24 protein-coding genes and 1 pseudogene are annotated in these 25,808 nt (G+C 63.6%); 10 read left to right on the top strand and 15 right to left on the bottom strand.

The genetic code is table 11. The features are described from left to right. Window positions 1-112: 112 nt before the first annotated feature. On the bottom strand, window positions 113-1,150 hold the full coding sequence (locus GWG67_RS14130) for a glycosyltransferase family 4 protein (protein ID WP_275169928.1): 1,038 nt from the start codon (window positions 1,148-1,150) through the stop codon (window positions 113-115). 125 nt (window positions 1,151-1,275) lie between these two features. On the opposite strand from GWG67_RS14130, the gene galE reads away from it, so the two are divergent. From galE to GWG67_RS14115, 3 genes are all read left to right on the top strand, one after another. Beyond that, window positions 1,276-2,289 (top strand): UDP-glucose 4-epimerase GalE, encoded by a 1,014-nt coding sequence (gene galE / locus GWG67_RS14125; protein ID WP_247290164.1) that lies wholly within the window; start codon window positions 1,276-1,278, stop codon window positions 2,287-2,289. Between the two features lie 118 nt (window positions 2,290-2,407). Beyond that, entirely contained in the window at window positions 2,408-4,210 is a 1,803-nt protein-coding gene (locus GWG67_RS14120) for an ABC transporter ATP-binding protein (RefSeq protein WP_275169927.1), read from the top strand. A gap of 35 nt (window positions 4,211-4,245) precedes the next feature. Then, entirely contained in the window at window positions 4,246-4,947 is a 702-nt protein-coding gene (locus GWG67_RS14115) for a fumarylacetoacetate hydrolase family protein (protein ID WP_275169926.1), read from the top strand. 77 nt (window positions 4,948-5,024) lie between these two features. Here the strand turns inward: GWG67_RS14115 and GWG67_RS14110 are convergent, their stop codons facing one another. Then, a complete protein-coding gene (locus GWG67_RS14110) occupies window positions 5,025-5,483 on the bottom strand; it encodes a nuclear transport factor 2 family protein (protein ID WP_275170197.1) in 459 nt (152 codons plus the stop codon). A gap of 127 nt (window positions 5,484-5,610) precedes the next feature. Between GWG67_RS14110 and GWG67_RS14105 the strand changes: the two genes are divergently transcribed. Together GWG67_RS14105 and GWG67_RS14100 are read left to right on the top strand one after the other, a co-directional pair. Further along, window positions 5,611-6,153, top strand: a complete 543-nt coding sequence (locus GWG67_RS14105) for a hypothetical protein (RefSeq protein WP_275169925.1) — start codon at window positions 5,611-5,613, stop codon at window positions 6,151-6,153. Between the two features lie 308 nt (window positions 6,154-6,461). Then, window positions 6,462-6,608 carry a hypothetical protein gene (locus GWG67_RS14100; protein WP_275169924.1) on the top strand — a complete coding sequence of 49 codons (147 nt, stop codon included), beginning with the start codon at window positions 6,462-6,464 and terminating at the stop codon, window positions 6,606-6,608. A 21-nt stretch (window positions 6,609-6,629) separates the two neighbouring features. On the opposite strand, the gene GWG67_RS14095 is transcribed toward GWG67_RS14100, so the two are convergent. Both GWG67_RS14095 and GWG67_RS14090 read right to left on the bottom strand, forming a co-directional pair. Continuing rightward, window positions 6,630-6,785: a hypothetical protein gene (locus GWG67_RS14095; RefSeq protein ID WP_007612486.1), complete on the bottom strand. Its 156-nt coding sequence runs from the start codon at window positions 6,783-6,785 to the stop codon at window positions 6,630-6,632. A 144-nt stretch (window positions 6,786-6,929) separates the two neighbouring features. Then, a complete protein-coding gene (locus tag GWG67_RS14090; protein WP_275169923.1) occupies window positions 6,930-7,853 on the bottom strand; it encodes a LysR family transcriptional regulator in 924 nt (307 codons plus the stop codon). 213 nt (window positions 7,854-8,066) lie between these two features. On the opposite strand from GWG67_RS14090, the gene GWG67_RS14085 reads away from it, so the two are divergent. From GWG67_RS14085 to GWG67_RS14075, 3 genes and pseudogenes are all read left to right on the top strand, one after another. Then, complete coding sequence (locus GWG67_RS14085; protein ID WP_275169922.1) at window positions 8,067-8,777, top strand: SDR family NAD(P)-dependent oxidoreductase; 711 nt, start codon at window positions 8,067-8,069, stop codon at window positions 8,775-8,777. 18 nt (window positions 8,778-8,795) lie between these two features. Next, window positions 8,796-9,032 carry a 4-oxalocrotonate tautomerase family protein gene (locus GWG67_RS14080; protein ID WP_275169921.1) on the top strand — a complete coding sequence of 79 codons (237 nt, stop codon included), beginning with the start codon at window positions 8,796-8,798 and terminating at the stop codon, window positions 9,030-9,032. A gap of 32 nt (window positions 9,033-9,064) precedes the next feature. Beyond that, window positions 9,065-10,303: pseudogene (locus tag GWG67_RS14075) on the top strand (YbfB/YjiJ family MFS transporter); the annotation flags it as partial. Between the two features lie 22 nt (window positions 10,304-10,325). Here the strand turns inward: GWG67_RS14075 and GWG67_RS14070 are convergent. The 4 genes from GWG67_RS14070 to GWG67_RS14055 all read right to left on the bottom strand — a co-directional run bounded on the left by GWG67_RS14070 (window position 10,326) and on the right by GWG67_RS14055 (window position 16,104). Beyond that, window positions 10,326-11,786: an NAD(P)/FAD-dependent oxidoreductase gene (locus GWG67_RS14070; RefSeq protein WP_275169920.1), complete on the bottom strand. Its 1,461-nt coding sequence runs from the start codon at window positions 11,784-11,786 to the stop codon at window positions 10,326-10,328. A gap of 158 nt (window positions 11,787-11,944) precedes the next feature. Further along, window positions 11,945-13,366 carry an adenosylhomocysteinase gene (ahcY, locus tag GWG67_RS14065; protein WP_275169919.1) on the bottom strand — a complete coding sequence of 474 codons (1,422 nt, stop codon included), beginning with the start codon at window positions 13,364-13,366 and terminating at the stop codon, window positions 11,945-11,947. A gap of 125 nt (window positions 13,367-13,491) precedes the next feature. Next, window positions 13,492-14,688 (bottom strand): methionine adenosyltransferase, encoded by a 1,197-nt coding sequence (gene metK, locus GWG67_RS14060; RefSeq protein WP_247290184.1) that lies wholly within the window; start codon window positions 14,686-14,688, stop codon window positions 13,492-13,494. Window positions 14,689-14,748: 60 nt separating this feature from the next. Beyond that, on the bottom strand, window positions 14,749-16,104 hold the full coding sequence (locus GWG67_RS14055; protein ID WP_275170196.1) for a hypothetical protein: 1,356 nt from the start codon (window positions 16,102-16,104) through the stop codon (window positions 14,749-14,751). A gap of 172 nt (window positions 16,105-16,276) precedes the next feature. Between GWG67_RS14055 and GWG67_RS14050 the strand changes: the two genes are divergently transcribed. Next, entirely contained in the window at window positions 16,277-17,995 is a 1,719-nt protein-coding gene (locus GWG67_RS14050; protein WP_275169918.1) for a caspase family protein, read from the top strand. Window positions 17,996-18,217: 222 nt separating this feature from the next. Here GWG67_RS14050 and GWG67_RS14045 read toward each other — a convergent pair whose 3' ends face one another. From GWG67_RS14045 to GWG67_RS14020, 6 genes are all read right to left on the bottom strand, one after another. After that, complete coding sequence (locus tag GWG67_RS14045) at window positions 18,218-19,336, bottom strand: cobalamin-independent methionine synthase II family protein (RefSeq protein ID WP_275169917.1); 1,119 nt, start codon at window positions 19,334-19,336, stop codon at window positions 18,218-18,220. 19 nt (window positions 19,337-19,355) lie between these two features. Continuing rightward, complete coding sequence (locus tag GWG67_RS14040) at window positions 19,356-20,072, bottom strand: ABC transporter ATP-binding protein (RefSeq protein ID WP_275169916.1); 717 nt, start codon at window positions 20,070-20,072, stop codon at window positions 19,356-19,358. Beyond that, complete coding sequence (locus tag GWG67_RS14035) at window positions 20,065-20,820, bottom strand: ABC transporter ATP-binding protein (RefSeq protein ID WP_275169915.1); 756 nt, start codon at window positions 20,818-20,820, stop codon at window positions 20,065-20,067. Before GWG67_RS14035 ends, GWG67_RS14040 begins: the two co-directional genes overlap by 8 nt. After that, window positions 20,817-21,845, bottom strand: coding sequence for a branched-chain amino acid ABC transporter permease (locus GWG67_RS14030; RefSeq protein WP_275169914.1), 1,029 nt, complete (start codon window positions 21,843-21,845; stop codon window positions 20,817-20,819). Before GWG67_RS14030 ends, GWG67_RS14035 begins: the two co-directional genes overlap by 4 nt. 8 nt (window positions 21,846-21,853) lie before the next feature. Next, a complete protein-coding gene (locus tag GWG67_RS14025) occupies window positions 21,854-22,723 on the bottom strand; it encodes a branched-chain amino acid ABC transporter permease (protein ID WP_007612509.1) in 870 nt (289 codons plus the stop codon). Window positions 22,724-22,878: 155 nt separating this feature from the next. Then, window positions 22,879-24,069 carry an ABC transporter substrate-binding protein gene (locus GWG67_RS14020; protein WP_275169913.1) on the bottom strand — a complete coding sequence of 397 codons (1,191 nt, stop codon included), beginning with the start codon at window positions 24,067-24,069 and terminating at the stop codon, window positions 22,879-22,881. A gap of 524 nt (window positions 24,070-24,593) precedes the next feature. Between GWG67_RS14020 and GWG67_RS14015 the strand changes: the two genes are divergently transcribed. After that, a complete protein-coding gene (locus GWG67_RS14015) occupies window positions 24,594-24,878 on the top strand; it encodes a hypothetical protein (protein ID WP_275169912.1) in 285 nt (94 codons plus the stop codon). Between the two features lie 38 nt (window positions 24,879-24,916). Here the strand turns inward: GWG67_RS14015 and purU are convergent, their stop codons facing one another. Further along, on the bottom strand, window positions 24,917-25,780 hold the full coding sequence (purU, locus tag GWG67_RS14010; RefSeq protein WP_275170195.1) for a formyltetrahydrofolate deformylase: 864 nt from the start codon (window positions 25,778-25,780) through the stop codon (window positions 24,917-24,919). Window positions 25,781-25,808 lie beyond the last annotated feature (28 nt).

Below are 25,808 nucleotides of genomic sequence, written 5' to 3'. Positions count from 1 at the left end.
TAAAATCAGCAGAACAATGACCCGCCGGCCAAGCCATTGATTTCGTTGGCCCCGGCTACTGTGCATGGGGTTGTTTTCGCGGTTTTTGTTTTGGGGATGCGACAGCAGTGACTCAAAGCAGCGGCCGATAGACCTCGCCGATCCGCGCAGCTTCCGCATCGAGGCTGAACCGTTCGAGCACCCGTGCCCGCCCGCGCTCGCCCATCGCGGTTGCCGTGGCCACATCGCGCATCAGCGGCTCCACCGCTGCAGCCAGCGCATCCGCATCACCGGTCGGGATCAGCACCCCGGTCACGCCATCCTCGACCACGAGTTCGGCCGCACCGGCGCGCGCGGCGACCAGCGCGCTGCCGGCCGCCATCGCCTCGATCAGCGTCAAGCCAAAGCCTTCGTTGCGCGAGGTGAAGGCGTAGATCGTCAGCCGCTGATACCAGCGCTGCACGTCTTCGATCGGCAGTTCGCCAGTGATGACGATGCGCGATTGCAGGCCGGCGACCTCGATCCGCTTCTTCAGGTCGTTTGCGAAAACAGTTTGCTCGGGTGTGACCTGGCCGACGATGATTGCGGTGAAATCCGGATAGCGCGGCAGCAGGTGGCACATCGCATCGACGAACACATCGGTGCCCTTCTGCGCGCGTACGCGGCCGAAACAGCCGATCGCGTAGCGGCCCGGCAGCGCGGCTTCGGCAAAGGCGGCAGTGCGATCCGCCGGCGGCGCATAGACGGCGGTGTCGACGCCGTGCGGAATCACCCTCGCCTGCACTTTCAGAAACGAGGCCGAAAGATCTGATGTCGCGATGATCGCGTCCATGCGCCGGATCAGCCAGCGCGTGATCCAGCTATGGTGGCGCTGTGCCGCCGAAGTGAAGACGAGCTTGAGCGGCCAGCCGAGCGCGCGCAACAGCACACCCGCGATCATCTCGTTGTTGCGGCGCGCGTGCCAGATCACCGGCGCCTTGCGGCGCCACAATCTCAAGAGATCGGCACCGTTCAGGCGCGCGATCCCCTCCGGCGCGTCGGAGCCGAACCACGCGGCGCGAAACAGCTTTGCCAGCCGCGGCGCCACCATCCGGTTGGTCGCGGTGACCCCGGAATAGCGCCTGTGCAGATTTGGCACGATCACTTCGAGATCGCTTGGGGAATTCGCCACGCCACGCTCCGTTTCGAAAGTCCCTATACGCAACATTAAGCATAGTGACCAGTTCAGCCGCGCCGATACCCACTCTTCACCACGTAAACGTTAGCTTGGAGCGTTGATCGAAGACGGGTGAGATCATGACTGTGCTTGTCACCGGCGGTGCCGGCTATATCGGAAGCCACACGGTTCTGGCGCTGGCGGAAGCTGGCGAGGACGTCGTCGTGATCGACGATCTCTCCACCGGCTTCTCGGCCTATCTGCCCGAAGGCGTGCCGCTGTTCATTGGCGATGCCGGCGACGAGAACCTGCTCGAAGGCGTGATCGCCCAGCACAACATCGAGAGCATCATCCATTTCGCTGGCTCGGTGGTCGTGCCGGATTCCATGCGCGATCCGCTCGGCTATTACCGCAACAATTTCACGACCGCGCGCAACCTGCTCAATGTCGCGGTCAAGCGCGGCATCGACCGCTTCATATTCTCCTCGACCGCGGCGGTCTACGGCGATCCGGACCAGGTGCCGGTGCCCGAGCATGCGCCGACACGGCCATTGTCGCCCTACGGGTCGTCGAAGCTGATGACCGAGATCATGCTGCACGACGTCGCCGCCGCCTACGGCATGCAATACGTGACCCTGCGCTATTTCAACGTTGCGGGTGCCGATCCGCAGGCCCGCATCGGCCTTGCCACCGCCGGCGCCACCCATTTGCTCAAGATCGCGGTGGAAGCCGCGACCGGCCAGCGCGCCAAGATCGACGTGTTCGGCACCGACTATCCGACCCAGGATGGCAGCTGCATCCGCGACTTCATCCATGTCACGGACCTGTCGCAGGCGCATCGCTCGGCGCTCGCCTATTTGCGCAACGGCGGCGCCTCGACGACGCTCAATTGCGGCTATGGCCGCGGCTACTCCGTGCTGGAGACCATCGACGCGGTACGCCGCGTCTCGGGCCGCAGCTTCGCCGTGCAATACGCCCCGCGCCGGCCCGGCGACATCATGACCATGGTCGCCGACACCAGCCGCATCCGCGGCCTACTCGACTGGAAGCCGCAATACGACGACCTCGAGACCATTGCAGCCCATGCGCTGGCCTGGGAGGACAAGCTGTTCCGCGAGCGTCACGGCGAGCTCCGCCACGCCGCCTCGGCCTAGATTCCATCCGGGCGCAAGCCCTTAATTGGGCTTGAAAAGCGCTGGCTTAGCGGGCACAGAGGCCGTTCGATCCCTGACGCGCGGGCAGGCTTATTCCTGTGCCGTCAATGGACTGCGGATGGCTCAGTTTCCAAAGAAAATCACCGACGATCCCTATGCGGCAGCGGTGCTGATTCGCCGCCTGGTCACGGAACAGGGGATCATCTACTGGCGGCGCTATCTCGTCGCCTTCGCGCTGATGGCGCTTGCCGCCGGATCGACCGCGGGCGCGACCTACGTGCTCGGCCAGGTCATCAACCAGGCCTATGTCGACAAGAACATCCCGGGCATCGCGATGTTCTCGGGCATCACGGTGATCCTGCTCTTCATCAAGGGCGTGGCGACTTACGGCCACATGGTGATCCTGACCAAGATCTCCAACGCCATCCTCGCCACCAACCAGCGCCAGCTGTTCGCCAAGCTGATGCGCGAGAGCGTCGGCTTCTTCTCCGAGCGGCATTCGTCGGAATTTCTGGCGCGGCTGACGGCCGGCGCAAAGTCCATCACCGATGTCCTCAACATGCTGGTCAATGCGGTCGGGCGCGACCTCATGATGCTGCTCGCCATGATCGGCGTGATGGTGTGGCAGGATCCCGTGATGTCGTTTATCGGCCTCGTCGCCGTGCCGCCGGCGATGCTGGTGCTGCGCAAGCTGGTCAAGCGCATCAAGGGCCTCGCCTACAACCAGTTCACCGGCACCGCCGACATTCTCGAGACGATGCAGGAATCGCTGCAGGGCATCCGCACGGTGAAGGCGTTCACGCTCGAAGACACCATGCAGAGCCGCATCGACGAGAACATCGCGATCGTCGAGCGCAATGCCAACAAGATGGCCCGCGTCGCCAACCGCTCCAATCCCCTGATGGAGATGCTAGGCGGCTTCGCGGTCGCGGGCTGCCTGCTCTATGGCGGCTACAGCGTGGTCGCCCTCAACGCCACGCCCGGCGCGTTCTTTTCCTTCATGACCGCCTTCCTGATGGCGACCGAGCCGGCCAAGCGGCTGGCGCGGCTCAACATCGACCTCAACAGCCAGCTCGTCGGCGCACGCATGCTGCTCGAAGTCGTCGACAGCCCCGCGAGCGAGCATTCCGACGACGACAAGCCGGCGCTGAAACTGTCGACTGCCCGTATCGAGCTGCGTGACGTCAGCTTCTCCTATCGCAACGGTGAGACCGTCCTCAACCGCATGAGTTTTGTTGCCGAGCCCGGCAAGGTCACCGCATTGGTTGGCCCCTCCGGCGGCGGCAAATCGACGGTGCTGGCGTTGCTGCTGCGCTTCTACGAGGTGACGCAAGGCGACATCGTGATCGACGGCCAGTCGATCGGCGCGGTCTCGCGAAGATCGCTGCGGGCTCAGACCGCCTATGTCGGCCAGGACGTCTATCTGTTCCGCGACACCATCCGCAGCAACATCGCCTTCGGCAAGCCGGGCGCAACCGAAGACCAGATCATCGATGCAGCGAGAGCAGCCTGCGCGCATGATTTCATCATGGGCTTCCCGCTCGGCTACGACACGCCCGTCGGCGAGCACGGCACGCAACTGTCCGGCGGCCAGCGCCAGCGTATCGCGGTGGCGCGCGCGCTGATCAAGAACGCGCCGATCATCCTGCTCGACGAAGCCACCGCCGCGCTCGATTCGGAGTCCGAGCGGCAGGTGCAGGAGGCGATCGAGCATCTCTGCCAGAACCGCACCACCATCGTGATCGCGCATCGCCTGCACACCATCATGCACGCCGATGCGATCCTGGTGGTCGAGGGCGGCGAGATCGTCGAGCAGGGCCGGCATGACGAGCTGCTTCGCCGCGGCGGACGCTATGCGTCGTTCTTCCGCCTGCAACATCACGACGCCGGCGCTTTGGCGCCGATCAGCGCAACCGCATAGAGTTCCCTTCACCTCAAGAGCAGCGAGATCGCACTATGAACGCCGCCTCCTACGTCATCCCGCTTCCGACCCAGGCTTCGCTTCCCGTCGTCGGGGAAAGCGGCCGTTATCCCGTGCGCCGCATCTGGTGCGTCGGCCGCAACTATCTCGAGCACATCCGCGAGATGGGTAATGACGAGCGCGCCCCGCCGTTCTTCTTCGCCAAGCACGCCGACATGCTGGTGCCCGACGGCGCCACCATTCCCTATCCGCCGCTGACCAAGGATTTGCATCACGAGGTCGAACTGATCGTCGCGATGAAGAGCGGCGGCCTCAACATTCCCGCCGACAGGGCGCTCGACCATGTCTACGGCTATGCCGTCGGCATCGACTTGACCCGCCGCGACCTCCAGATCGCCTCGCGCAAGAAGGAGCGCCCCTGGGAGATCGGCAAGTCGTTCGACTATTCGGCGCCCTGCTCCGCGGTGCAGCCAGCATCGAAGATCGGCCACCCTGCCAAGGGCAAGATCTGGCTCACGGTCAACGGCAAGGAAGCGCAGAAAGGCGACCTCACCGAGCTGATCTGGAACGTGCCTGAGATCATCTGGCAGCTCTCGCAGCAGGTGAAGCTCGCCGCCGGCGACATCATCATGACGGGCACGCCGGCCGGCGTGTCGCAGCTCCAGCCCGGCGACAAGCTCGAATGCGGCGTCGACGGCGTCGGTACGCTGAAGGTCTCGATCGGCCAGCCAGAGTAAGGCTCACGGCGACTCCAAATAAGAAGGCCCCGGACATGTCCGGGGCCTTTTGCATTTCGATGGCCGACGATGCCGATCTACCGGGCCTTCACCGGCCGATCAGCGTGGCTTGCCTGCGGCACACCGCGATTGAGCGACATGTGGGAATGCACGCACAGCCAATCATCACGATGTCTTGAAAACACCATCGTGGCCCGGCCCGGGCGTGGAAACGCGCTGCCGTCGGGGTGATAGCCTGTGCTCGTCCACGGCACGATCACGGTCGCCATTGTGCCATCGGACGATGCCAGCATCGAGGCCTGGTCGACGACGAAACGGAAGTCGGACGTCTTCGGCCAGACGTTGTCCCATTGCGTCGTGACCCATTGGTCGAGGCCGGGGATAACGTCGTTGTGGGTGCCGAAGGCCAGCACATCCGGATGGAAGAGCGGCCGCGCCGAAGCATAGTCGACCTCGCGGACATAACCCGCGAAGGTTTCCAACCAGTGGCGAAAGTACAGCGTGATCTCGGTATTCGCGGTCGGCAAGGACGCCATCGCCTGCTCCATGTTCGGCAACTCAATCGCGGCACTCTTTGTTGCCATGGGGCGAACTGTCCAGCAAGATACGCGGAGAGCACCGGTGGAGATCGACGAACCGGGCCGATTTCATGGAGCCAGACTCATGAGACGCCTTCTCCTGCTTGCAGCCACGCTTATCGTCTCGTGCAACGTTGCCAGCGCGCAGTCCAGTCAGCCTTATGCTGGCCTTGAGCATCGCCCCATCAAGGCGCTGTCGCACCAGCAGATCGACGATCTTCGAGCCGGACGTGGCATGGGCCTGGCGCTTGCCGCCGAGCTCAATGGATATCCCGGTCCGAGTCATGTTCTTGAGCTAGGTGATCGGCTTGACTTGACCGCGGACCAGCGCATCCAGGTTCAGCGCCTCTTCGATGCCATGAAGCAGGAGGCGGTCCCGCTGGGTAACAAGCTGCTCGAGCAGGAAACGGAATTGGACCGGCTCTTCTTCACCCGCGCCGTGACATCGGAGTCACTCAAGGCGGCCCTCCTTGCCATTTCGGAAACCCAGGCACTGCTCCGCGAAAGCCATCTCAAATATCATCTGTCGACAACCGCCCTGCTCGATCAGAGCCAAATGCAGCGATACGCGGAGCTGCGAGGTTACCAACGGCCCGATAGCTCCGAAGGACACAAGCACCGTCATTAGAAGAATGCTGGCGGTCTGCTTCGCCACCCCATGCAAACGCGATCACCGCAACGCCGACAGCACGATGAGGCCGAGGATCAGCGCCGTCAGCGAATATCTGAGCGTGGCGCTCGGCGAACCGCACCGCAAGCTGCCGCCGGCGAACAACGCCAGGATTATATGTACTTCCTCGGCAAGGCCGATCAGTTTCCCTATCTCGCCGCAACCGTGAAAGCGAACCGCGTGATCGCGCTTCGGTCAGCGGGCTGGCACCGGCCCCCGGCCACAGCTTCAACTACATCAATCTCGGCGGCAGCACCGAGAAACTGATGGCGCAGTTCGGCGACCCCTTCCATGTCGGGCCGAGCGAGCTGGAGAAGACCGAGCTCTGGACCTATCACCCATGGCCCTTCTCATTCGAAGTGCAGGCGGACCGCGTCACGTCAATCCGGATCAGCGATCCGACCCTCCAGTAAATAGATTGTACGGGGCCCTGGTCACGCCCGTGACAGGGCCTGGAGACCCTTGAAGGTCAGGCGCTTGGGGTCGGTGACGCCGGCGAGATACAGGCGGCGGATGAATGCGATGACGGCGTCGCGGTCGCAATCGGTCAACGCGACGACGGCGTCGACCGCGATTCTCTGGGCTTCCATTGGGCTCACCTCGGCCTTGCAAGTAACCCCGGCCGAGACAGGCTAGGACTCCGCGGTTAATCCGGCGTTAACCGTTCGGGCAGCATGGCCGATTCACCCGGGCGGCCGTATACGCAAAACAACGCATTGCCCGTGCGCAGCGGCTCACCGCGCCGTGATGCCGTTCTTGAGCTGAGCAAACTGCTTCTTCAGCCTTGGCACCGCAAAGTCCGTGAAGGTCCGCACCTTCGGCACCGAGAGCCGGCCCTGCGGACAGATCAAATGCGCGGGCATCTCGGGATCCTCGTCGCCGGCCAGCACGATCTCGAGCTCGCCGCGCGCGACCTGCTCACCCACCTGATACGAATACATTCGCGCCACGCCGCGGCCGGCGACGGCCGAGGCTACCGCCGCATAGGTGCTGTTGACGACGAGCCGCGGCGTGAACTGCACCGTACGGGCAGCCGACGAGCCGGCCTGCGGCGCAAAGGTCCACGAATTGGGAAGGTGGGCCATCGCGACGATCTGGTGCTTGGCGAGATCGCCGGGCTCGGTGATCCGCGGGTGCTGCTTCAGATAGCGTGGTGATGCCACCACGACGCGGCTGATCTCGCCGACCCGCAGCGCGACCATCGCTGAATCCGCGAGATGGCCGATGCGGAGCGCGACATCGACCCCCTCCTCGATCAGATTGACGGCGCGATCGAACAACAGGAGTTTTGCCGACACGGTCGGATAGGCGTCGAGAAACGCATCGAGGATCGGCCGCAGCACCATCTCGCCCGACACCACAGGGGCAGTGATCGTGAGCAGGCCGCGGGGTGCCGTGCGCGGCCCGGCCGCGATATCGTCGGCCTCCTCCAGTTCGGTGAGCACGCGGCGACAGACCGAGACATAGCGCTCGCCCTCCTCGCTCAGCTTGATGGAACGTGTGGTCCGGTGCAGCAGCTCGGCACCGACCCGCTGCTCCAGGAAGGCAATGGCGCGGCTCACCGCCGCCGGCGAACGGCCGAGCTTGCGGCCCGCAGCCGCGAGGCTGCCCTCGTCCACCGCAAGGACAAACACCTTCATCGCATCCAGACGATCCATACGTCTCCCACCAGCCCATCGAACTCCGATTGCAAGCTAGGCGTTCGCTCACGCTGCAGCAACCACCGCTGGCGCCGGCGCGGCATTCGTTCGCACCGCGAAAGAGTGTCTGCCGGACAGCGCATATTCGCAGCCGGCCCGCTGCGGCGTATTTCATCCGCCAAGCCAGCCACTGCTGGCGCAGGTTCTGAAAGCCAACAACAGGAGCCCATCATGGGTGTCGAACAGAAGGTTGCCATCATCACCGGTGCTTCGCAGGGCATCGGTGCCGCCCTGGTCCAGGGTTTTCGCGATCGCAATTATCGCGTCGTCGCGACAGCGCGCTCCATCAAGCCCTCGGCCGACGACGATGTCCTCGCCATTGCCGGCGACATCGCCGAGCGGAGCACCGCCGAGCGCGTGGTCTCGCAAGCCATCTCCCGCTTTGGCCGTGTCGACACGCTGGTCAACAACGCCGGCATTTTCGTCGCAAAGCCGTTCACGCAGTACACGGCGGAGGACTATGCGGCGGTGATGGGCACCAACGTCGCGGGCTTCTTCCACGTCACGCAGCTTGCCATCGGCGAGATGGAGAAGCAGGGGTCCGGCCACGTTGTCCAGATCACAACCACGCTGGTTGACCAGGCCAATTCGAATGTGCCCTCGGTGCTGGCCTCGCTGAGCAAGGGTGGGTTGAGCGCCGCGACCAGGTCGCTCGCGATCGAATATGCCAAGCGCGGTATCCGCGTGAACGCGGTGTCGCCCGGCATCATCAAGTCGCCGATGCACCCCGTCGCGACGCACGCCCAGCTCGATGCGCTGCATCCCGTCGGCCATATGGGCGAGATGTCCGACATCGTCGACGCCGTGCTCTATCTCGAGGGTGCCTCCTTCGTCACCGGCGAGATCCTGCATGTCGACGGCGGCCAGAGCGCCGGCCATTAGGCCAAGAGGAGAGACGATATGCCCATTGTCACCATTCAAGTGACTCGCGAAGGAACGACGCCGGGAACGGCCTCGCTCACGGCGGAGGAGAAGACGGCGTTGATCAAGGGATCGAGCGAGCTCCTGCTCGACGTGCTCGGCAAGCCGCTCGATTCCACCTTTGTCGTGATCGAGGAGGTCGACCTCGAGAACTGGGGCTGGGGCGGCCGGCCTGTGCCGGAATTCCGGCGGCGCCGCGCCGCCCGGACAGGTTGATCCGCGCGCCATCGCGCGCGCAGGAGAATGAGATGACCGAACTCAATGCAAATCCCAAGCACGATACCCGGCCGCAGCGGCGGCCGGGAGCGGCATCACAAGCAGCTTCCCGGCAAACCTGGCGATATGCGGTGGCAGGATTGTCGGCATCGCTGGTCGGACTTGGCCTCGCGCGCTTTTCGTACACGCCGTTGATCCCGGCCCTGATCGCCGCGAAATGGTTCGGTGCGTCAGACGTCGTCTATCTCGGTGCCGCTAACCTGGCCGGCTATCTCGCCGGCGCGCTCGCGGCGCGGGCCGTGGCCGCGCGCATCGGCGCCGTCCGTGCCGTGCGGACGATGATGTTGCTCGCCCCCCTCTCCTTTTTTGCCAGTTCAACCCCGGTGTCGTTCACCTGGTTCTTCGCCTGGCGCTTCCTGTCGGGGCTCATCGGGGGAATCATCATGGTGCTGGCGGCCTCCGTCATTCTGCCGCATACCTCGGCCGTGAGGCGCGGCATCGTCGGCGGCGTGATCTTTGCGGGCGTTGGGCTCGGCGTGGCCGCATCGGGCACGCTGGTGCCACTGCTGCTACAGCAAGGCTTGCAACAGAGTTGGTATGGCCTTGGCGTGCTCTCGGGCACGCTCACGCTGGTGAGCTGGTGGAACTGGCCTGCTGAAGTCAAAGCCGATACCGTGCCATCGTATCGCGCGAAGCACGACCACGCTTCGCCCGTTGTTCGCGGCTTGCTCGTCCAATACGGCCTCAACGCGGTTGCGCTGGTGCCGCACATGGTCTTCATCGTAGACTTTGTCGCGCGCGGCCTCGGCCACGGTATCGCCGCGGGATCGCACTATTGGGTGCTCTATGGCCTTGGCGCAATTGTCGGCCCGCTGGTCACCGGTCATCTCGGCGACCGCGCCGGGTTTGGACCCGCGCTGCGCGCCGCGTTCCTGATCGAGGCGGCCGCCGTGCTGCTCCCGACCGTCAGTACCGCGCCTCTCTCGCTGATCGTGTCGAGCGTGGTGGTCGGCGGCTTCACACCCGGCATTGTACCGCTCGTGCTCGGACGCATCCATGAGCTGGTCCCACATTCGACCGAGCAGCAGCGCACGACATGGAGCCATGCCACAACCAGCTTTGCGCTGTTCCAGGCGGCCGCGGCCTACGGCTTCTCCTGGATCTATGCGCAGACCGGCGGCGATTATCTCATCCTGTTCGCGCTGGGCGGCGGCGCCGTGGTGCTCGCACTCGCGATTGATCTTGCGCTGCCGCTTACCACCCGCAAGGCATATAACGCCGAAATCGTTGCGATCAGGAATATTGCATCACGCCGTCGTCGATCCGGCCGAACCGCAACGAGACGATGTCGAGCGCGTAGTTCTGGTAGAGTCGCCACGGCTGCTTCGAGCCTTGCTTCGGCATCTTTGCGACCGAGCGCTGCACATAGCCCGAGGTGAAATCGAGCGATGGCTGCGCAGTGATCGTGGGGTCGTCATTGTGCGGCATGCACTGACGGAAATTATGCCGGTCCATGTAGTTGATGAGACGGCAGACATATTCGCAGGTGAGATCACATTTCAGCGTCCACGATGCGTTGGTGTAGCCGAAGGCGGAGGCCATGTTAGGTACGTCCGCATACATCATGCCCTTGTAGGTCAGCGTGTTGGCGAAATCGACGGCGCGGCCGTCGACGATCACCTCCAACCCGCCGACGACCTGGAGCACCAGTCCCGTCGCGGTCACGATGATGTCCGCCGCAAGCTCGCTGCCGTCCTTCAGCCGGATGCCGTCGCGCGTGAACGTGTCGATCTCTTTGGTGACCACGGACGCGCGCTGCTCGCGGATCGCCTTGAACAGATCGCCATCCGGCACGAGGCAGAGTCGCTGGTCCCAGGGATTGTAGCGCGGCGTAAAATGGGTCGCGACGTCGTAGTCGGGGCCGAGCGCCATCTGCACGCCCTTGAGAACCAGCTCCTTCACCTTCGCAGGGCGGCGCCGACTGAGCTGGAAGAAGAACATCCCCCACATCACGTTGCGCCAGCGGATCAGGTGATAGGCAAGCCGCGTCGGCAGATTGCGCCGCAATTTGTTGGCGACGGGATCCTGCGCCGGGCGCGACACCACATAGGTCGGCGAGCGCTGGAGCATGGTGACCTGCGCGGCCGTCTTGGCGAGCTCCGGCACCAGCGTCACCGCGGTCGCGCCCGAGCCGATCACGACGACGCGCTTGCCGGCGCAGTCGATGTCGTCGGTCCATTTCTGCGGATGCACGATGCGGCCGGCGAAATCCGCGACGCCCGGAAACTCCGGCGTGTAGCCCGCCTCGTATTTGTAATAGCCCGAGCACATGAACAGGAAATTGCAGGTGAAACGCACGGTTTCGGTCGCGCCGTCGCCGGTGATGCGCTCGGCCTCGACGGTCCAGCTCGCCTCACTCGTCGACCACGCCGCACGCTTGACGCGATGGTGGAAGCGGATGTGCTTCTCGATGCCGTTCTCGGCTGCGGTTTCGCGAACGTAGTTGAGAATTTGCGCGCCGTCAGCGATCGCCTTCGGATCGGTCCAGGGCTTGAAGGAATAGCCCAGCGTGAACATGTCGCTGTCGGAGCGGACGCCGGGATAGCGAAACAGGTCCCAGGTGCCGCCGATGCAATCGCGGCCCTCGAGGATGACATAGCTCTTGCCCGGGCATTTGGTCTGCAGGTGGAAGCCCGCGCCGATGCCGGACAGGCCGGCACCGACGATCAGCACGTCGAAATGGTCTTGAGCCATTGTTTCCTCCGCAGCCGAGGATTGTCTGACCGGGATCGCCGCTCGTCAACTGGCAATCGGCCTGACACAACCGCGAGGAAGCAGGTGCGTCGCGCTCAAAACAACAAAGCCCCGGATCGCTCCGGGGCTTTGCGTCGATAATGGATACGATCAGCGGATCAGTACCGGTAATGGTCCGACTTGTAAGGACCTTCCTGCTTGACGCCGATGTAGTCGGCCTGGTCCTTGCGCAGCTCGGTGAGCTTGACGCCGATCTTGGCGAGGTGCAGGCGCGCGACCTTTTCGTCGAGCGACTTCGGCAGCACGTACACTTCCTTCTTGTACTTGCCGTCCTTGTTGTTGGCGAAAAGCTCGATCTGCGCCAGCGTCTGGTTGGTGAAGGAGGCCGACATCACGAAGGACGGATGGCCCATCGCGTTGCCGAGGTTCACGAGGCGACCTTCCGACAGCATGATGATGCGATGCTTGTCGGGGAATTCGATCTCGTCGACCTGCGGCTTGATGTTGGTCCATTTCAGGTTGCGCAGACCCGCGATCTGGATCTCGTTGTCGAAGTGACCGATGTTGCAGACGATGGCGCGATCCTTCATCGCGCGCATATGCTCGATCGTGATGATGTCCTTGTTGCCGGTCGCGGTGACGAAGATGTCGGCGCGGGGCGCGGCGTCTTCCATGGTCACGACTTCATAGCCTTCCATCGCCGCCTGCAGTGCGCAGATCGGATCGACTTCGGAGACCATGACGCGGCAGCCGGCCTGGCGCAGCGAGGCGGCCGAACCCTTGCCGACGTCGCCGAAGCCCGCAACCATCGCGATCTTGCCGGACATCATCACGTCGGTGCCGCGGCGGATGCCGTCGACCAGCGATTCACGGCAGCCATAGAGGTTGTCGAACTTCGACTTGGTGACGCTGTCGTTGACGTTGATGGCCGGCCATAGCAGCGTGCCGGCCTTCTGCATGTCATAGAGACGATGCACGCCCGTGGTGGTTTCCTCGGAAACGCCCTTGATGCTCTTGGCGATCTCGGCGAAGTAGCCCTTCGGCTTCTCCTTGAGCTGCTTCTTCAGAAGCGCGAAGAAGACTTCCTCTTCTTCCGAGCCCGGCTTGTCCAGGAACTTGGTGTCGCCGTTCTCGGCGCGCAGGCCGAGATGGACGTACATGGTGGCGTCGCCGCCGTCGTCGAGGATCATGTTCGGGTGACCGCCGCCGTGCCAGTCGAACAGCTTGGCGGTGTAGTCCCAATACTCGGTAAGGCTCTCACCCTTGACGGCGAATACCGGAATGCCGGCGGCTGCGATTGCCGCCGCGGCGTGGTCCTGCGTCGAATAGATGTTGCAGGAGACCCAGCGGATGTCGGCGCCGAGCGCTGCCAGCGTCTCGATCAGCACGCCGGTCTGGATCGTCATGTGCAGCGAGCCCGCGATACGCGCGCCCTTCAGCGGCTGCTTCGGGCCGTACTCCTCGCGGGTGGCCATCAGGCCGGGCATCTCGGTCTCGGCGAGCGAGAGCTCCTTGCGGCCGAAATCGGCGAGCGAAATGTCCTTGACGATGTAATCGGTGAAGCCGGGCTTCGCGTTCATTGCGGGCGTCCTGTTGTTGAATTGGTCATTCCGGGTCGCCCTGGAGAGGCGAGCCCGGAATCTCGATACGATGGAAGAATTCCGGGTTCGCCGCTGTCGCGGCGTCCCGGGAATGACGTCGGCGATCAGACCGCGCGCTTGAGCGCTTCGACGAGATCGGTCTTCTCCCAGGAGAAACCGCCCTCGTTGTCGGGCGTGCGGCCGAAATGGCCGTAAGCCGAAGTGCGCGCGTAGATCGGGCGGTTGAGATCGAGATGGCTGCGGATGCCACGCGGGGTGAGATCCATCGCCTTGGCGGCGGCCTTCTCGAGCTGATCCTCCGACACCTTACCGGTGCCGTGGGTGTCGATGTAGATCGACAGCGGACGCGCCACACCGATGGCGTAGGCGAGCTGCAGCGTGCAGCGATCCGCAAGACCGGCCGCCACGATGTTCTTGGCGACGTAGCGGGCAGCGTAAGCCGCGGAGCGGTCGACCTTGGTCGGATCCTTGCCGGAGAACGCGCCGCCGCCGTGCGGGGCCGCACCACCGTAGGTGTCGACGATGATCTTGCGGCCGGTCAGGCCGGAATCGCCGTCGGGACCGCCGATGTAGAACTTGCCGGTCGGGTTAATGTGCCAGATCGTCTTCGCCGTGATCCAGTCCTTCGGCAGCGCCTCGCGCACATAGGGCTCGACGATGTCGCGAATCTGCTTGGACGAGATGTCCTCGACCAGATGCTGGTGCGACACCACGATCTCGCGCACGCCGACCGGCTTGCCGTTCTCGTACTGCACCGTGACCTGGCTCTTGGAGTCCGGGCCCAGCACCTTCTCGCGGCCCGAGTGGCGCGCTTCGGAGATGAGGCGGAGGATCTTGTGGGCGTAGAAGATCGGCGCCGGCATCAGATCGGGCGTCTCGTTGGTGGCGTAGCCGAACATGATGCCCTGGTCGCCAGCGCCCTCTTCCTTGACTTCGCCCGGCTGCAGCGCATCGACGCCCTGCGCGATGTCGGCGGACTGCGGATGCAGCAGGATCTCGATGTCCGCCTTCTGCCAGTGGAAACCTTCCTGCTCGTAGCCGATGTCCTTGATCGCGGCGCGGACGACGCCTTCGATCTGCTCGTTGGTGACGGACGCAGGACCGCGGGTCTCACCGGCGATCACGACCTTGTTGGTGGTCGCGAGCGTTTCGCAGGCGGCGCGAATTTGCCAGGGATCGATGCCGGCTTTCGGTCCTTCGCGGTAGAACAGATCGACGATCTCGTCGGAGATCCGGTCGCACACCTTGTCCGGATGGCCTTCGGACACGGACTCGCTGGTGAAGAGATAGGACGCGCGCATCAGTAACCCCTTGTTCCGCCGCTAGCTGGCGGGCGTTGCGATATTTAGCTTTGAATGATGTCAATCACGCCGGCGCGAGATGACGTAGGATTCGTCGAGAAACCAGAGCCCATTGTACTTTCGCAGCACGTCCCTGGCGGCATCCAGAGTGCGGCCGTTTTGAGTCATTTCCGTCAACCGGTCGTCCTCAATCTGAGCGACATACACCGCCGCATTCCAGGCTGCAAAGGCCGTCGAGGTTCCGATAGTGCCTGTCACCTCGTTGGGCAGCGCTTCCATATCATACCTGAAGATCGAGCGGTTATCTGCATAAGCATTAAAATTTAAGTCGCGGCCCACCGAGCCGAGCTCGTACTTCACCGCGCGCAATAGCTCATGACGGCTCACCGAGAAAGGATTTTCTCCAGGCCAGATCGCCTGGATCATCTCCATGCCCGGATCCTGGCCGTGGGAGTGAATTCCGATCAGGCGGCCGCCTGCCCGCAAGGCCCGCGCCAGGGGCGCAATGATCCGTTTCGCCCTGAAATTAACCGAAGACAGCGCGCGGTATGGCTGGGATGCAATAACGAGGTCGAAATTTGCTTCGGCCTGGCCCGGCCGTGGAATGGTCGAATCGAGCAGAAACCGCTGGTCTTCACGGTAGAGCACCAGCACGACAGGCCGCTCATAGAGCGGCATCCCCGTGCGCGGGCTGACCGCCGCGCGCCAGTTTTGCTCCAAAAACGGCTTCAATTCCGTAATTTGCGTCTCGAACTCGCCCGAGGAAGCACCCCGCAAGGGAACCTCGTGCCAGACGGTCGCGGCTGCCGCCGCAGGCGATGCCGGCGTGAGCCAGGGCGCCTCCGCGTAGAGCATGTTGGTAAAAACGAACACCGAGGCCGGATGCTCGAAAATGCGATCCGGCACCTTGTCCAGCGTCAGGCGGAGGTCCTCGAGACTGAGCTCCTTGCCGGCGACATAGAACGGCATGTGCGGAAAGCGCTGATGCATCGAGCGCAGCACGCGCGCCAGCACCGTGCCGTCGCCAACGCCGGCATCGAACACGCGCAGCGCCGGCGGCCGGGGATGGATGCTGGCAAGCTCCAGCGCCACGCGCTCGGCGACCACCCGCTTCTCGCTGCAAGTGTGGACGAACAGCAGGTATTTCTGGCGATTCTCGAAAAAGCGGAAATTGCCGCGCGGATCGCGCTTTTCCGGGGGCACCTGAAGTCCGCGCGGCGGCGGCACGCCACCGGCCATCGATGCGGCCATGTAGGCCTGGATCCGGTCCAGAGTATCGATCGTGATGCGCTTGCCCTCGCGCAGGCGGTGCACGAGCTTCCCATCGTTCACCGCGCGCCGGCCGAACGTCGACTCCGCCATGTCCGCCTTACGGCAGAACTCGGTGATTTGGCTCAGGATTTCGTCATTCTTCATGAAGTGGGACGCAGTGGGCAGAAGGGTTGGGTAATGCCTCCTAGCAAAATCTGCCCACTGAGGGAATAGGGATACATCCACCTGGTTTGCCGTGTGGACAATAGCGAGGCCGTGAACCACCACGCGCTGCCGGGCAACAAACAGACGCCTCTCCTCAACGGGACCACTGCCAATGCGTCGCCTGCTCGTCGCGCTCTTCGTGCTCGCCGCAACCCTGTGGTCGGCATCCGCTTTTGCGCAGGCACGCAACCAGCTTGGGCCGCTCTGCACCACCGACACCACGCCGGCCGACCAGATGATCGACGCTTGCACCAAGATCATTGCGCTGAAGGTGTTCAAAGGCGAGCAGTTCGCGACGGTCTACTTCTGGCGCGCGGTAGGCTGGAACAAGAAGGGCGATTACCCAAAGGTCATCACCGACGCCACGGAAGCGATCCGGCTCCAGCCGAGCCAGGCGGCCTATAATCTCAGGGGATCGGCCTACTACGACAGAGGCGAGTACGAGATTGCGATCGCCGATTTCGACGACGCGCTGAAGCTAGGCCCGCCGAGCGGTACCATCTTCCACAATCGCGGCAATGCCTGGCGCGGCAAGGGCGACTACGCCAAGGCCATTGCCGATTACGATATGTCGATCAAAGCTGATCCCAAATCGGCATTCTCGTACCAGAACCGCGGCATCGCGAAGGAGGCACTTGGCGATCTCGACGGCGCACTGGCCGACATCAACCAGGCGATCCGGCTCGACCCGACGCTGCCGCAGCCGCTGATCAACCGGACTGCGGTCTGGCGTGTCAGAGGCGATTACGATCGCGCGATTGCCGACGGCAGCGAAGCGATCCGGCTCGCGAAAGAGAAGCCGCCAGTCAATATCATGACGCCGCCGAACAGCGTGCTGATCTCAGGCTACACCCATCGCGCGCTAGCCTATGAGGCGAAAGGCGACTACGCGCACGCGAGGGACGACTACAAGGCGTCGCTGGCGATCGCGGCTTCCGATGCCGGCAGCAAGGCCAATCAGGCCACCGCAAAGGTGCGGCTGTCGCTGGTCACCGACGCAAGCGTGCCGATCCCGCGCGATGCGCCGTCACCGACGACGGAGCCGGCACAGGCGCCGGCTCCCCAGCAGACGGGTCCCGCGTCGCCCCCCTCGCCTGCTCCAGCTGCGCGTGGCACGCGCATGGCGCTGATCATCGGCAATGGCGCCTATGCGCATGTCAAGGCGCTACCCAATCCGCCCAATGACGCGCGCGCCGTTGCGAAGAGCCTGCGCAACATCGGCTTCACCGTGTCGGAAGGCGTCGATCTCGACCGCGCGGCGATGCAAAAGATGACGCGTGACTTCTTGCGGGAGGCGGCGCGAGCGCAGGTCGTGGTGGTCTACTATGCCGGCCACGGTGTGCAGGTCGACGGCCGCAACTATCTCATTCCCGTCGACGTCGAACTCAAGCCGGGTGCGAGGATGACGGACGCGATGATCGACATGGACACGATCATGGCCGGCCTCGACGACCAGGTCCGCACCAACATTTTGATCTTCGATGCCTGCCGCAATAATCCGATGGCACGGCAGGTCGCATCAGCCGGCGTCAACCGCGCCATCGAGGCTGCCTCGGGCCTCGCGGCGCCAACGAGTCTCGGAGCCGGTGCGACGCTCGGCGCCGGCACGCTGATCGCTTTCGCCACTGCACCGGGCCAGGTCGCGCTCGACGGCGAGGGTGCCAACTCGCCGTTCTCCGCCGCGCTCTCGCGCCATCTCGGCACGCCGGGCCTGGAAGTGCAGCAGATGCTGACGCGAGTGCGGGCCGAGGTGGTGTCGACAACGAAGAACAAGCAGGTGCCGTGGTCGAACTCGTCGCTACTGGGCGAGGTTTATCTGGCGGAGAAGTGAGGGGGCGTGTCTGCTGCGGTGAGGCGAAGCGTCGTGCTCATACTCAGTGTCGTCCCGGCGAAGGCCGGGACCGATAACCACAGGACGTAGTTTGGCGAAGACTCGGAGTTGCCGCCTTCGCGCCACAACATCTCCCTGGGGTATGGGTCCCGGCCTTCGCCGGGACGACACCGAGGGTGTTGCACCAGTTAACCGTCACTCACGAGACGGGCTGCGTAGAGCTCAATTGCCCCACACTTCCTTTGCGATCTCGACGGCGAGGCTGAGCTTGGCCCACTGCTCCTCTTCGGAGAGGACGTTGCCCTCCTCCGTCGATGCAAAACCGCACTGCGGGGAGAGGGCGAGCTGCTCCAGCGGGGCGAACTTGGCGGCTTCCTCGAGACGGCGCTTGATGGCGTCCTTGTTCTCGAGCTCACCGAACTTCGAGGTGATGACGCCGACCACGACGACCTTGTTGCCCTTGGGCAGGAAGCGCAGCGGCTCGAAGCCACCGGCACGGTCGCTGTCATATTCAAGGAAATAGCCGTCGTAATTGGTGCCGGCGAGCATGGTCTCGGCAACCGGCTCGTAGCCGCCTGACGAAATCCAGGTCGAACGGAAATTGCCGCGGCAGACATGCGTCGTCACCACCATGTCGGCGGGCTTCTCGGCCAGCGCGTAGTTGATGACGCGCGCATAGATCTGCTGGAGACCCTCGGGATTGTCGCCCCGCTCCCGCGCCTTCTGCAGTTCGTCCGGCGAGCAGAGATAGGCCCACACGGTGTCGTCGAACTGGAGATAGCGGCAGCCGGCGTCGTAGAACGCCTTCACGGCCTTGCGGTAGGTCTTGCCGAGGTCTTCGTAGAAGGCGTCGAGATCGGGATAGACGTCCTTGGAGATCGCCTTGCGGCCACCGCGGAAGTGCAGCACCGCCGGCGAAGGGATCGTCATCTTGGCGGTGACGTGGGCCTGGTCGGCGACCTTCTTCAGGAAGCGGAAGTGATCCAGCATCGGGTGGTCATCGGGGAAATCGAGCTTGCCGATCACCCGCACCGCGTCATGCCGCGTCTCGACGCCCGCGAACTGGATGCCCGTGTCGGGGTGGAACATTTCGCAGCCGGTGAGCTTGGCCAGGAAGTCGAAATGCCACCAGGAGCGGCGGAATTCGCCGTCGGTCGCGAGCTTCAGGCCGAGCGAGGCCTGCTTATGCACGACCTTCTCGATCTCCATGTCCTCGATCTTGCGCAGATCGTCGGCCGAGATCTCGCCCTTCTCCAGCCTGGCGCGGGCTTCCTTGATCTTGGCGGGACGCAGGAGGCTGCCGACCTCGTCGGCGCGGAAGGGGGCTTTGGTTCGCTGCATTTCTTACTCCCAGTTATTTTTAGTGGGCCGCCGCCCCTGCGACGCCGAGGTGGCGCTCGAGGACCGACGGGTCGGCCTTCAGCGCGGCGCTCGGGGCGTCGTGGACGATCGTTCCGCGCTCCAATATCACAACACGGTCGGCCAGCCCCAGAATCTTTTGGGCATTCTGCTCGACGATGATCGAGCAGATGCCGCCCCCCCGCGTGATGGTCCCGATCGCTTTCAAGAGCTCCTCGACGATGATGGGGGCAAGGCCCTCGGTCGGCTCGTCCAGGAGAAGCACTTTCGGATTGAGGGTCAGCGCGCGGCCGATCGCCAGCATCTGCTGCTCGCCGCCGGAGAGCTGGTTGCCGAAATTGCTACGCCGCTCCTTCAGCCGCGGGAACATCTCGTAAACCCTCTCGACGGTCCAGGCGCCGGGCTGGGCCACTGCGGACATGTTCTCCTCCACCGTGAGAGAGCGGAAGATGTTGCGCTCCTGCGGCACCCAGCCAATCCCGGCGCGCGCCCGCTGGTCCGGCCGCAAGGTCGTGACGTCGGTACCACCCAGCCCGACAGTGCCGGAGAAGCGACGGGTGACGCCGACGATGGAGTTGATCAGCGTGGTCTTGCCGGTGCCGTTGCGCCCCAACAGCGCCAGCACCTGACCTTCGGCTAGACGCAGCGACATGTTCGGCAGCACCACGGCCTCGCCGTAGCCGGCTCGAAGCGAGTCGATCGCGAGCAGGTCAGACATTGACCGCCTCCTCGCCGAGATAGACCGCCTTGACCTGCGGGTCGCGCGCAACCTGCTCGGGCGGACCTTCGGTGAGCAGCGCGCCTGAGACCAGGACAGAGATGCGGTCGGCGAAGGAGAACACCAGGTCCATGTCGTGCTCGATCAGCAGCACGGTGACGTCGCGCGGCAGGCTGCCTACGACGGCAAGAATGTCGTGGCGCTCGCTCTCGGGCACGCCGGCAGCGGGCTCGTCCAGCAGCAGCACGCGCGGCTTGGCGGCGATCGCGACCGCGATCTCGAGCAGGCGCTGCTTGCCGTAAGGCAGCGTCACGGTCTGTTCGTTCATGACGTCGAGCAGGTGAAAGCGCGTCAGGAGGTCGGCGATCTCGCCGTTGACGTCGCTGCGCGTGCCCATCCGCCGCCACCAGTCGCCGCCATGGCCGAGGCGCTCGGAGACAGCGAGACCGATGGTCTCGAGCGGAGTCAGGTCGGGATAGAGCTGGTTGATCTGGAAGGTGCGCGACAAGCCGCGCAAGACGCGCTTGTGCACGGGCAGATCCGTGATGTCCTGCCCTTCGAGCAGGATGCGGCCCGAGTTCGGCTTGAGCACGCCGGTGAGCTGGTTGATGACCGTGGTCTTGCCGGCGCCGTTCGGGCCGATCAGCGCGTGACGGGCGCCTTGTTCGATTTTTAGCGACAAGTCGCGAGTGACACGCAGACCGCCAAACTGCTTTTCGAGACTTTGGGTTTCGAGCGCAATGATCATGCGTCGCTCTCCGGTACGGCGACGACGGCCTTGCGCCCGGCTATCTGCCTGATGACCAGATTGGGCACATACAGCATCCAGCGATGCAGTCGCTGCCGGCCGACAAGGACGATCACGACGAGCACGAGGCCGATCCAGAACTGCCAGTATTGCGGGGTGATGGTGGAGAACAATTCCTGCAGCATTCGAAACAGCACTGCGCCGATCAGCCCGCCGTAGAGATAGCCGGTGCCGCCGATCACGAGCACCAGCATCAGGTCCGCCGAGCGCTCGAAGGAGAACACGTCGAGCGAGGCGATCGCAGTGGTCTGGGTGAACAGCGCGCCTGCGATGCCGGCATAGAACGCTGCGAGCGTGTAGATCGCAATCAAGCGGCGGTTGACGGGGATGCCGATAGCGGCCGCGCGCAGCGGGTTGTTCTTGATCGCGCGCAATGACAGTCCGAACGGGGAATGCACGACGCGGCGGGCGAACAGGAACAACAGGAACAGAACGGCGAGCGAATAGAAGAAGCCGGTCTTGCCGAACATATCGAATGGGATCTCACTGAAGATCGGCTGCATCTCGATACCCTGCAGGCCGTCGGTGCCGCCGGTGATGTTGGAGAAGCGTTCGGCCAGCGCCTCGAGCAACAACGCGATGCCGAGCGTCACCATCAGCCGCGTCAGGTCGACGCCGCGGATCACGAGGAAGCTGGTGGCGAATCCGAGCACCATCGCGACAAGGCCGGCGACGACAAGCGCAAGCACGGGTTCGTTGATGATTCCGTGCAGCGCAAGAAGCCCTGCCGCGTAGGCGCCGACGCCGAAGAAGGCGGCATGGCCGAGCGAGACGATGCCAGCGTAGCCGAGGATCAGATCGAGCGACATCGCAAACAGCGCGAGCCGCAGGATGTCCGTCATGATCAAATAACGCGTGGGAAATACGAAGCCGCAGGCCAGCACGATCAGCCAGAAAGCGGCCTCGCCATAATGCCAGCGGGCCTTGCGCTGGGCGTGATAGCCGACGTCGGAGGAGGCGCTCATCGGCGAACTCAACGCGCGGCCGTGCGGCCGAACAGACCGTTCGGGCGCCAGATCAGGATCACGATCATCATGGTGTAGATCACGAAAGGCCCCATCTTCGGGACGTAATATTTGCCAGCGACGTCGCCGATGCCGAGCAGCAGCGAGGCCAGAAACGGGCCGGTGATCGAGGACGAGCCGCCCACGGTGACCACGATCAGGAAGTAGATCATGAACTTCAGCGGAAAGTACGGGTCGAGGCCGAGGATTTCGGCACTCAGCGCGCCGCCGAGACCAGCCAGGCCGCAACCAAAGGCAAATGTGAAAGCGAACACCTGCGGCACGTTGATGCCGAGGCCGCTCGCGGCGCGGGGATCGTCGACCGCGGCGCGCAGACGGCTGCCGAACCGCGTCTTGGCCAGCACCATCTGGAGACCAATGGTGAGCAGCCCGCAGATCACGATGATCATCAGGCGGTAGCGGCCGATGCCGACGCCGAACACGTCGAACTGGCCCTGGAGCGCTGCCGGCAAGTTGATGAAGACCCGCGAGGAGCCCTGGATGTAGTCGACGGCCGCGACCGACATGAACGTGAGGCCGATCGTGAACAGCACCTGATCGAGATGGCTGCGCGCATAGAGGTGTCGGTACAGCGTGCGCTCGAGCACGATGCCGATCGCAGCAGAGGAGACGAAGGCAAGCGGCAATGCAGCGAAGAATGGCCAGCCCATCCGGTTGACCAGCACCATGCAGACATAGCCGCCGGCCATGGCGAAGGCGCCATGGGCGAGGTTGACGAAGTTCATCAAGCCGAGCGTGACCGCGAGCCCGCAAGCCAGCACGAACAGCAGCATGCCGTAGGCAACGCCATCGAACAGGTTGGTGAGGATTGAGGTCATCGTCTCAGCTTGGAGTTATCGTCATGGCCGGGCTTGTCCCGGCCATCCACGTTCTTGGTTCGGCTCTCGCGTGGTTGCCCGGGTCAAGCCCGGTCATGACGAGAGTGGCGGGCGAGATCCCCGATGCGCGCTCGGGGATGACGCGCTTTCGTGCGTTACTTCTTAGTCTTGCCGAGATCCTTGACGGCCTCGAAGGTCGCGAACTCGACGTTATAGAGCTCGCCGTCGACCTTCTCGACCTTCCGGATGTAGATGTTCTGCACGATGTCGCGGGTCTCGGGGTCGATCGAGATCGGCCCGCGCGGGCTCTCCCACTTCTGGCCCTTCATGGCTTCGACCAGCTTGGTGCCGTCGGTGTCGCCATTGGTCTTCTTCAACGCCTCGTAGATCAGGTGAATGCCATCATAGCCGCTCACTGCCATGAAGCCCGGCCGGTTTCCGTACGCCTTCTTGTAGGCCGCGACGAAATCCTTGTTCATCTGCGAGGGATGCGCCGCCGAATAGAGGTGCGCGGTGACAGTGCCCAGCACGGCGTCGCCCATGTTGTTGAGGAGATCGTCGTCGGTCACGTCGCCCGGTCCGATCACCTTAATGCCGGCCTTGTCGAGCCCGCGCTCGGCATACTGCTTCATGAAGTTGCCGCCCTGGCCGGCCGGCACGAACACGAAGATCGCGTCAGGCTTGGCATCCTTCATACGCTGGAGGAACGGCGCGAAATCCGGATTGGCAAGCGGCGTCTTCACCTCTTCGACCACCTCGCCGCCACCAGCGGTGAAGTTCTGCTTGAAGAAGTTGAGCGCGTCATTGCCCGGCGCGTAGTCCGAGGTCAGGGTCGCCACCTTCTTGATGCCGTTTTTCACCGCCCAGTCGGCGATGATGGTGGAGGATTGCGCCAGCGTGAAGCTAGTGCGCACGATGTAGGGCGAGCGCTCGGTGATGATGGAGGTGCCGGCTGCCATCACGACTTCCGGGATCTTGGCTTGCGTGGCCAGCGGCGCCGCCGCGAGCGCGGCCGGCGTCACGCCGAAGCCGGCGATGAAATGGACCTTGTCGTTGACGATCAGCTCCTGCGCGGCGGTCTTGGTTTTGTCCGGAATCGCAGCATCGTCCTTGAGGATGATCTCGATTTTCTTGCCGGCGACGGTGTCGCCCTTCTGCTGCATGTAGAGCTTGATCGCGTTCTCGATCTGCTTGCCGGTCGAGGCCTGGCCGCCAGTCATCGGCAGGATCAGGCCGACCTTGACGCTGTCCTCAGCCCTGGCCGGAGCGATGGCCGCAAGGCCCGCGATGGCGGTAGCTGCAGCGGCCCAAATAGTCGTACGAGACAGTTGTTTGCGTTCGAACATCAGATGTCCCTCCCCTTCATTCCTGATCTCTTGTGCGCCGGACCGAGTGCCCGGTCCTTGCCTTAAGTTTAGCTCACGCACGCGTGATGTCGCGCGCCACATGGCGTCTTTCGCGCCCTTATTGTCAATCGGACGTTTGGCGACCATTCGGCGCAAGCCGAGCGTTCCGATTGCCGACGGCAGAAGCGATATCGGGTCACGTGGGGCAACCTGGCATCGTGACCGCGGTCGCTTTCATTTGTACGATTGTACAAACAAAATGGACCTGTCAACGAAAAAGCTTCTTTGCAAATCAAGCCGCTTTCTCGGGAGCCCTTGCCCCAGTGTAGGAGCGCAGCTAGCCGGGTAGATGGAGGATTTCGTCTTTTGTTTGCAGAATTTGAACATCAGCAAGATCTGGGGTCGGCATATTGCGGTAGCTCGTTACCTACCTCGAATAAGTCTATTTTACCTTGTTGAAAGCTACTCTCCGGGCGCCAGCCTAACCTGGCGTCCAACACGACTGACATCGCGCCCTCCGCACAATGCCCAGATCCTCTTGTTCCCTCCTGATCCTCCTCGCGCTCTCCGCGGGCCTGTCCGGCTGCGGCACCGTCAACGAAAAGCTCTCGTCCGGCATGGGCGACTACGTCCCGCAATGGGCCGGCGGCTTACCGGCGGACGCGCCGCCGCGGGCGGGCACGCCGCAATACGATGCCTACATGAAGGAGCGCGAGCGCAAGCGGCTGATGCCGGCAGCGGATCGCGAAAAGGAAGAGCAGGCGCAGAAGGGCGCAACGGGCTCAGCGCCCGGCACCGCGGTGCGTTAAATCGTCCGCCTCGCGGCTGCGGCGAGAAGTGAAGCAAATCAATCCACAAACACCACGGTCTTGCGGCCGTTGAGGATGACGCGGTCGTTGAGATGGTAGCGGATCGCGCGCGCGAGCACGCGGCGCTCGATGTCGCGGCCCTTGCGGACGAGATCCTCAGGCGTGTCGCGATGGCTGATGCGCTCGACGTCCTGGTCGATGATCGGGCCCTCGTCGAGGTCGCGCGTGACGTAATGCGCGGTAGCGCCGATCAGCTTGACGCCACGCTCATGGGCCTGGTGATAGGGTTTTGCGCCCTTGAAACCCGGCAAGAATGAGTGGTGGATGTTGATGCAGCGTCCCGACAGATTTGCCGAGAGATCGTCCGACAATATCTGCATATAGCGGGCAAGCACGACGAGATCCGTCCCGGTCTTGGCGACGAGGTCGAGGATCTGCGCCTCCTGATCGCGCTTGGTCTCTTTCGTAACAGGCAGATAGTGGAATGGAACCCCGCCGAAATCGAGCCCGTCATAGACCTCGCGCGGATGATTGGAGACGATTGCGGCCAAAGTCATCGGCAGCTCGCCGGTGCGCCAGCGATAGAGGATGTCGACCAGGCAGTGGTCGGATTTCGATACCAGCAGCATCACCTTGCGAAGCGCGGCGCGATCTCGCATCTGCCATTCCATGCCGAAACGCTCGGCGATCGCGGCAAAGCCGGTCTGGAGCGCCGACAGCTCCACGGCGAGATCGGCGGCGGTAAACACCACCCGCATGAAGAACTTGTTGGTCTCGATGTCGTCGAACTGCTGGGCGTCGAGAATGTTCTGTCCGTTATGGGCCAGGAAGGTCGACACCGCCGAGACGATGCCGGGACGATCCGGACAGGACAGGGTCAGGACATATTGATGATCTGGCATGGCCTTGATGAAGGTTTGGGCAACGGCT

The organism is Bradyrhizobium sp. CSS354 (assembly GCF_029051725.1).
Taxonomy (GTDB): Bacteria; Pseudomonadota; Alphaproteobacteria; order Rhizobiales; family Xanthobacteraceae; genus Bradyrhizobium.
Note: the sequence above shows the minus strand (reverse complement) of the source record. Positions and strands in the feature narration are given on the sequence as shown.

Bases quoted from the DNA above. Each gene is read 5' to 3' on its own strand.
- GWG67_RS14040 (WP_275169916.1), bottom strand. From the start codon at position 20,072: ATGTCTGACCTGCTCGCGATCGACTCGCTTCGAGCCGGCTACGGCGAG.
- metK (WP_247290184.1), bottom strand. From the start codon at position 14,688: ATGCGCGCGTCCTATCTCTTCACCAGCGAGTCCGTGTCCGAAGGCCAT.
- GWG67_RS14115 (WP_275169926.1), top strand. From the start codon at position 4,246: ATGAACGCCGCCTCCTACGTCATCCCGCTTCCGACCCAGGCTTCGCTT.
- purU (WP_275170195.1), bottom strand. From the start codon at position 25,780: ATGCCAGATCATCAATATGTCCTGACCCTGTCCTGTCCGGATCGTCCC.
- GWG67_RS14095 (WP_007612486.1), bottom strand. From the start codon at position 6,785: ATGGAAGCCCAGAGAATCGCGGTCGACGCCGTCGTCGCGTTGACCGAT.
- GWG67_RS14045 (WP_275169917.1), bottom strand. From the start codon at position 19,336: ATGCAGCGAACCAAAGCCCCCTTCCGCGCCGACGAGGTCGGCAGCCTC.
- GWG67_RS14025 (WP_007612509.1), bottom strand. From the start codon at position 22,723: ATGACCTCAATCCTCACCAACCTGTTCGATGGCGTTGCCTACGGCATG.
- GWG67_RS14030 (WP_275169914.1), bottom strand. From the start codon at position 21,845: ATGAGCGCCTCCTCCGACGTCGGCTATCACGCCCAGCGCAAGGCCCGC.
- GWG67_RS14055 (WP_275170196.1), bottom strand. From the start codon at position 16,104: ATGAAGAATGACGAAATCCTGAGCCAAATCACCGAGTTCTGCCGTAAG.
- GWG67_RS14015 (WP_275169912.1), top strand. From the start codon at position 24,594: ATGCCCAGATCCTCTTGTTCCCTCCTGATCCTCCTCGCGCTCTCCGCG.
- GWG67_RS14105 (WP_275169925.1), top strand. From the start codon at position 5,611: ATGAGACGCCTTCTCCTGCTTGCAGCCACGCTTATCGTCTCGTGCAAC.
- GWG67_RS14100 (WP_275169924.1), top strand. From the start codon at position 6,462: ATGGCGCAGTTCGGCGACCCCTTCCATGTCGGGCCGAGCGAGCTGGAG.
- GWG67_RS14085 (WP_275169922.1), top strand. From the start codon at position 8,067: ATGGGTGTCGAACAGAAGGTTGCCATCATCACCGGTGCTTCGCAGGGC.
- GWG67_RS14050 (WP_275169918.1), top strand. From the start codon at position 16,277: ATGCGTCGCCTGCTCGTCGCGCTCTTCGTGCTCGCCGCAACCCTGTGG.
- GWG67_RS14070 (WP_275169920.1), bottom strand. From the start codon at position 11,786: ATGGCTCAAGACCATTTCGACGTGCTGATCGTCGGTGCCGGCCTGTCC.
- GWG67_RS14120 (WP_275169927.1), top strand. From the start codon at position 2,408: ATGGCTCAGTTTCCAAAGAAAATCACCGACGATCCCTATGCGGCAGCG.
- GWG67_RS14110 (WP_275170197.1), bottom strand. From the start codon at position 5,483: ATGGCGTCCTTGCCGACCGCGAATACCGAGATCACGCTGTACTTTCGC.
- GWG67_RS14020 (WP_275169913.1), bottom strand. From the start codon at position 24,069: ATGTTCGAACGCAAACAACTGTCTCGTACGACTATTTGGGCCGCTGCA.
- ahcY (WP_275169919.1), bottom strand. From the start codon at position 13,366: ATGAACGCGAAGCCCGGCTTCACCGATTACATCGTCAAGGACATTTCG.
- GWG67_RS14090 (WP_275169923.1), bottom strand. From the start codon at position 7,853: ATGGATCGTCTGGATGCGATGAAGGTGTTTGTCCTTGCGGTGGACGAG.
- GWG67_RS14080 (WP_275169921.1), top strand. From the start codon at position 8,796: ATGCCCATTGTCACCATTCAAGTGACTCGCGAAGGAACGACGCCGGGA.
- galE (WP_247290164.1), top strand. From the start codon at position 1,276: ATGACTGTGCTTGTCACCGGCGGTGCCGGCTATATCGGAAGCCACACG.
- GWG67_RS14035 (WP_275169915.1), bottom strand. From the start codon at position 20,820: ATGATCATTGCGCTCGAAACCCAAAGTCTCGAAAAGCAGTTTGGCGGT.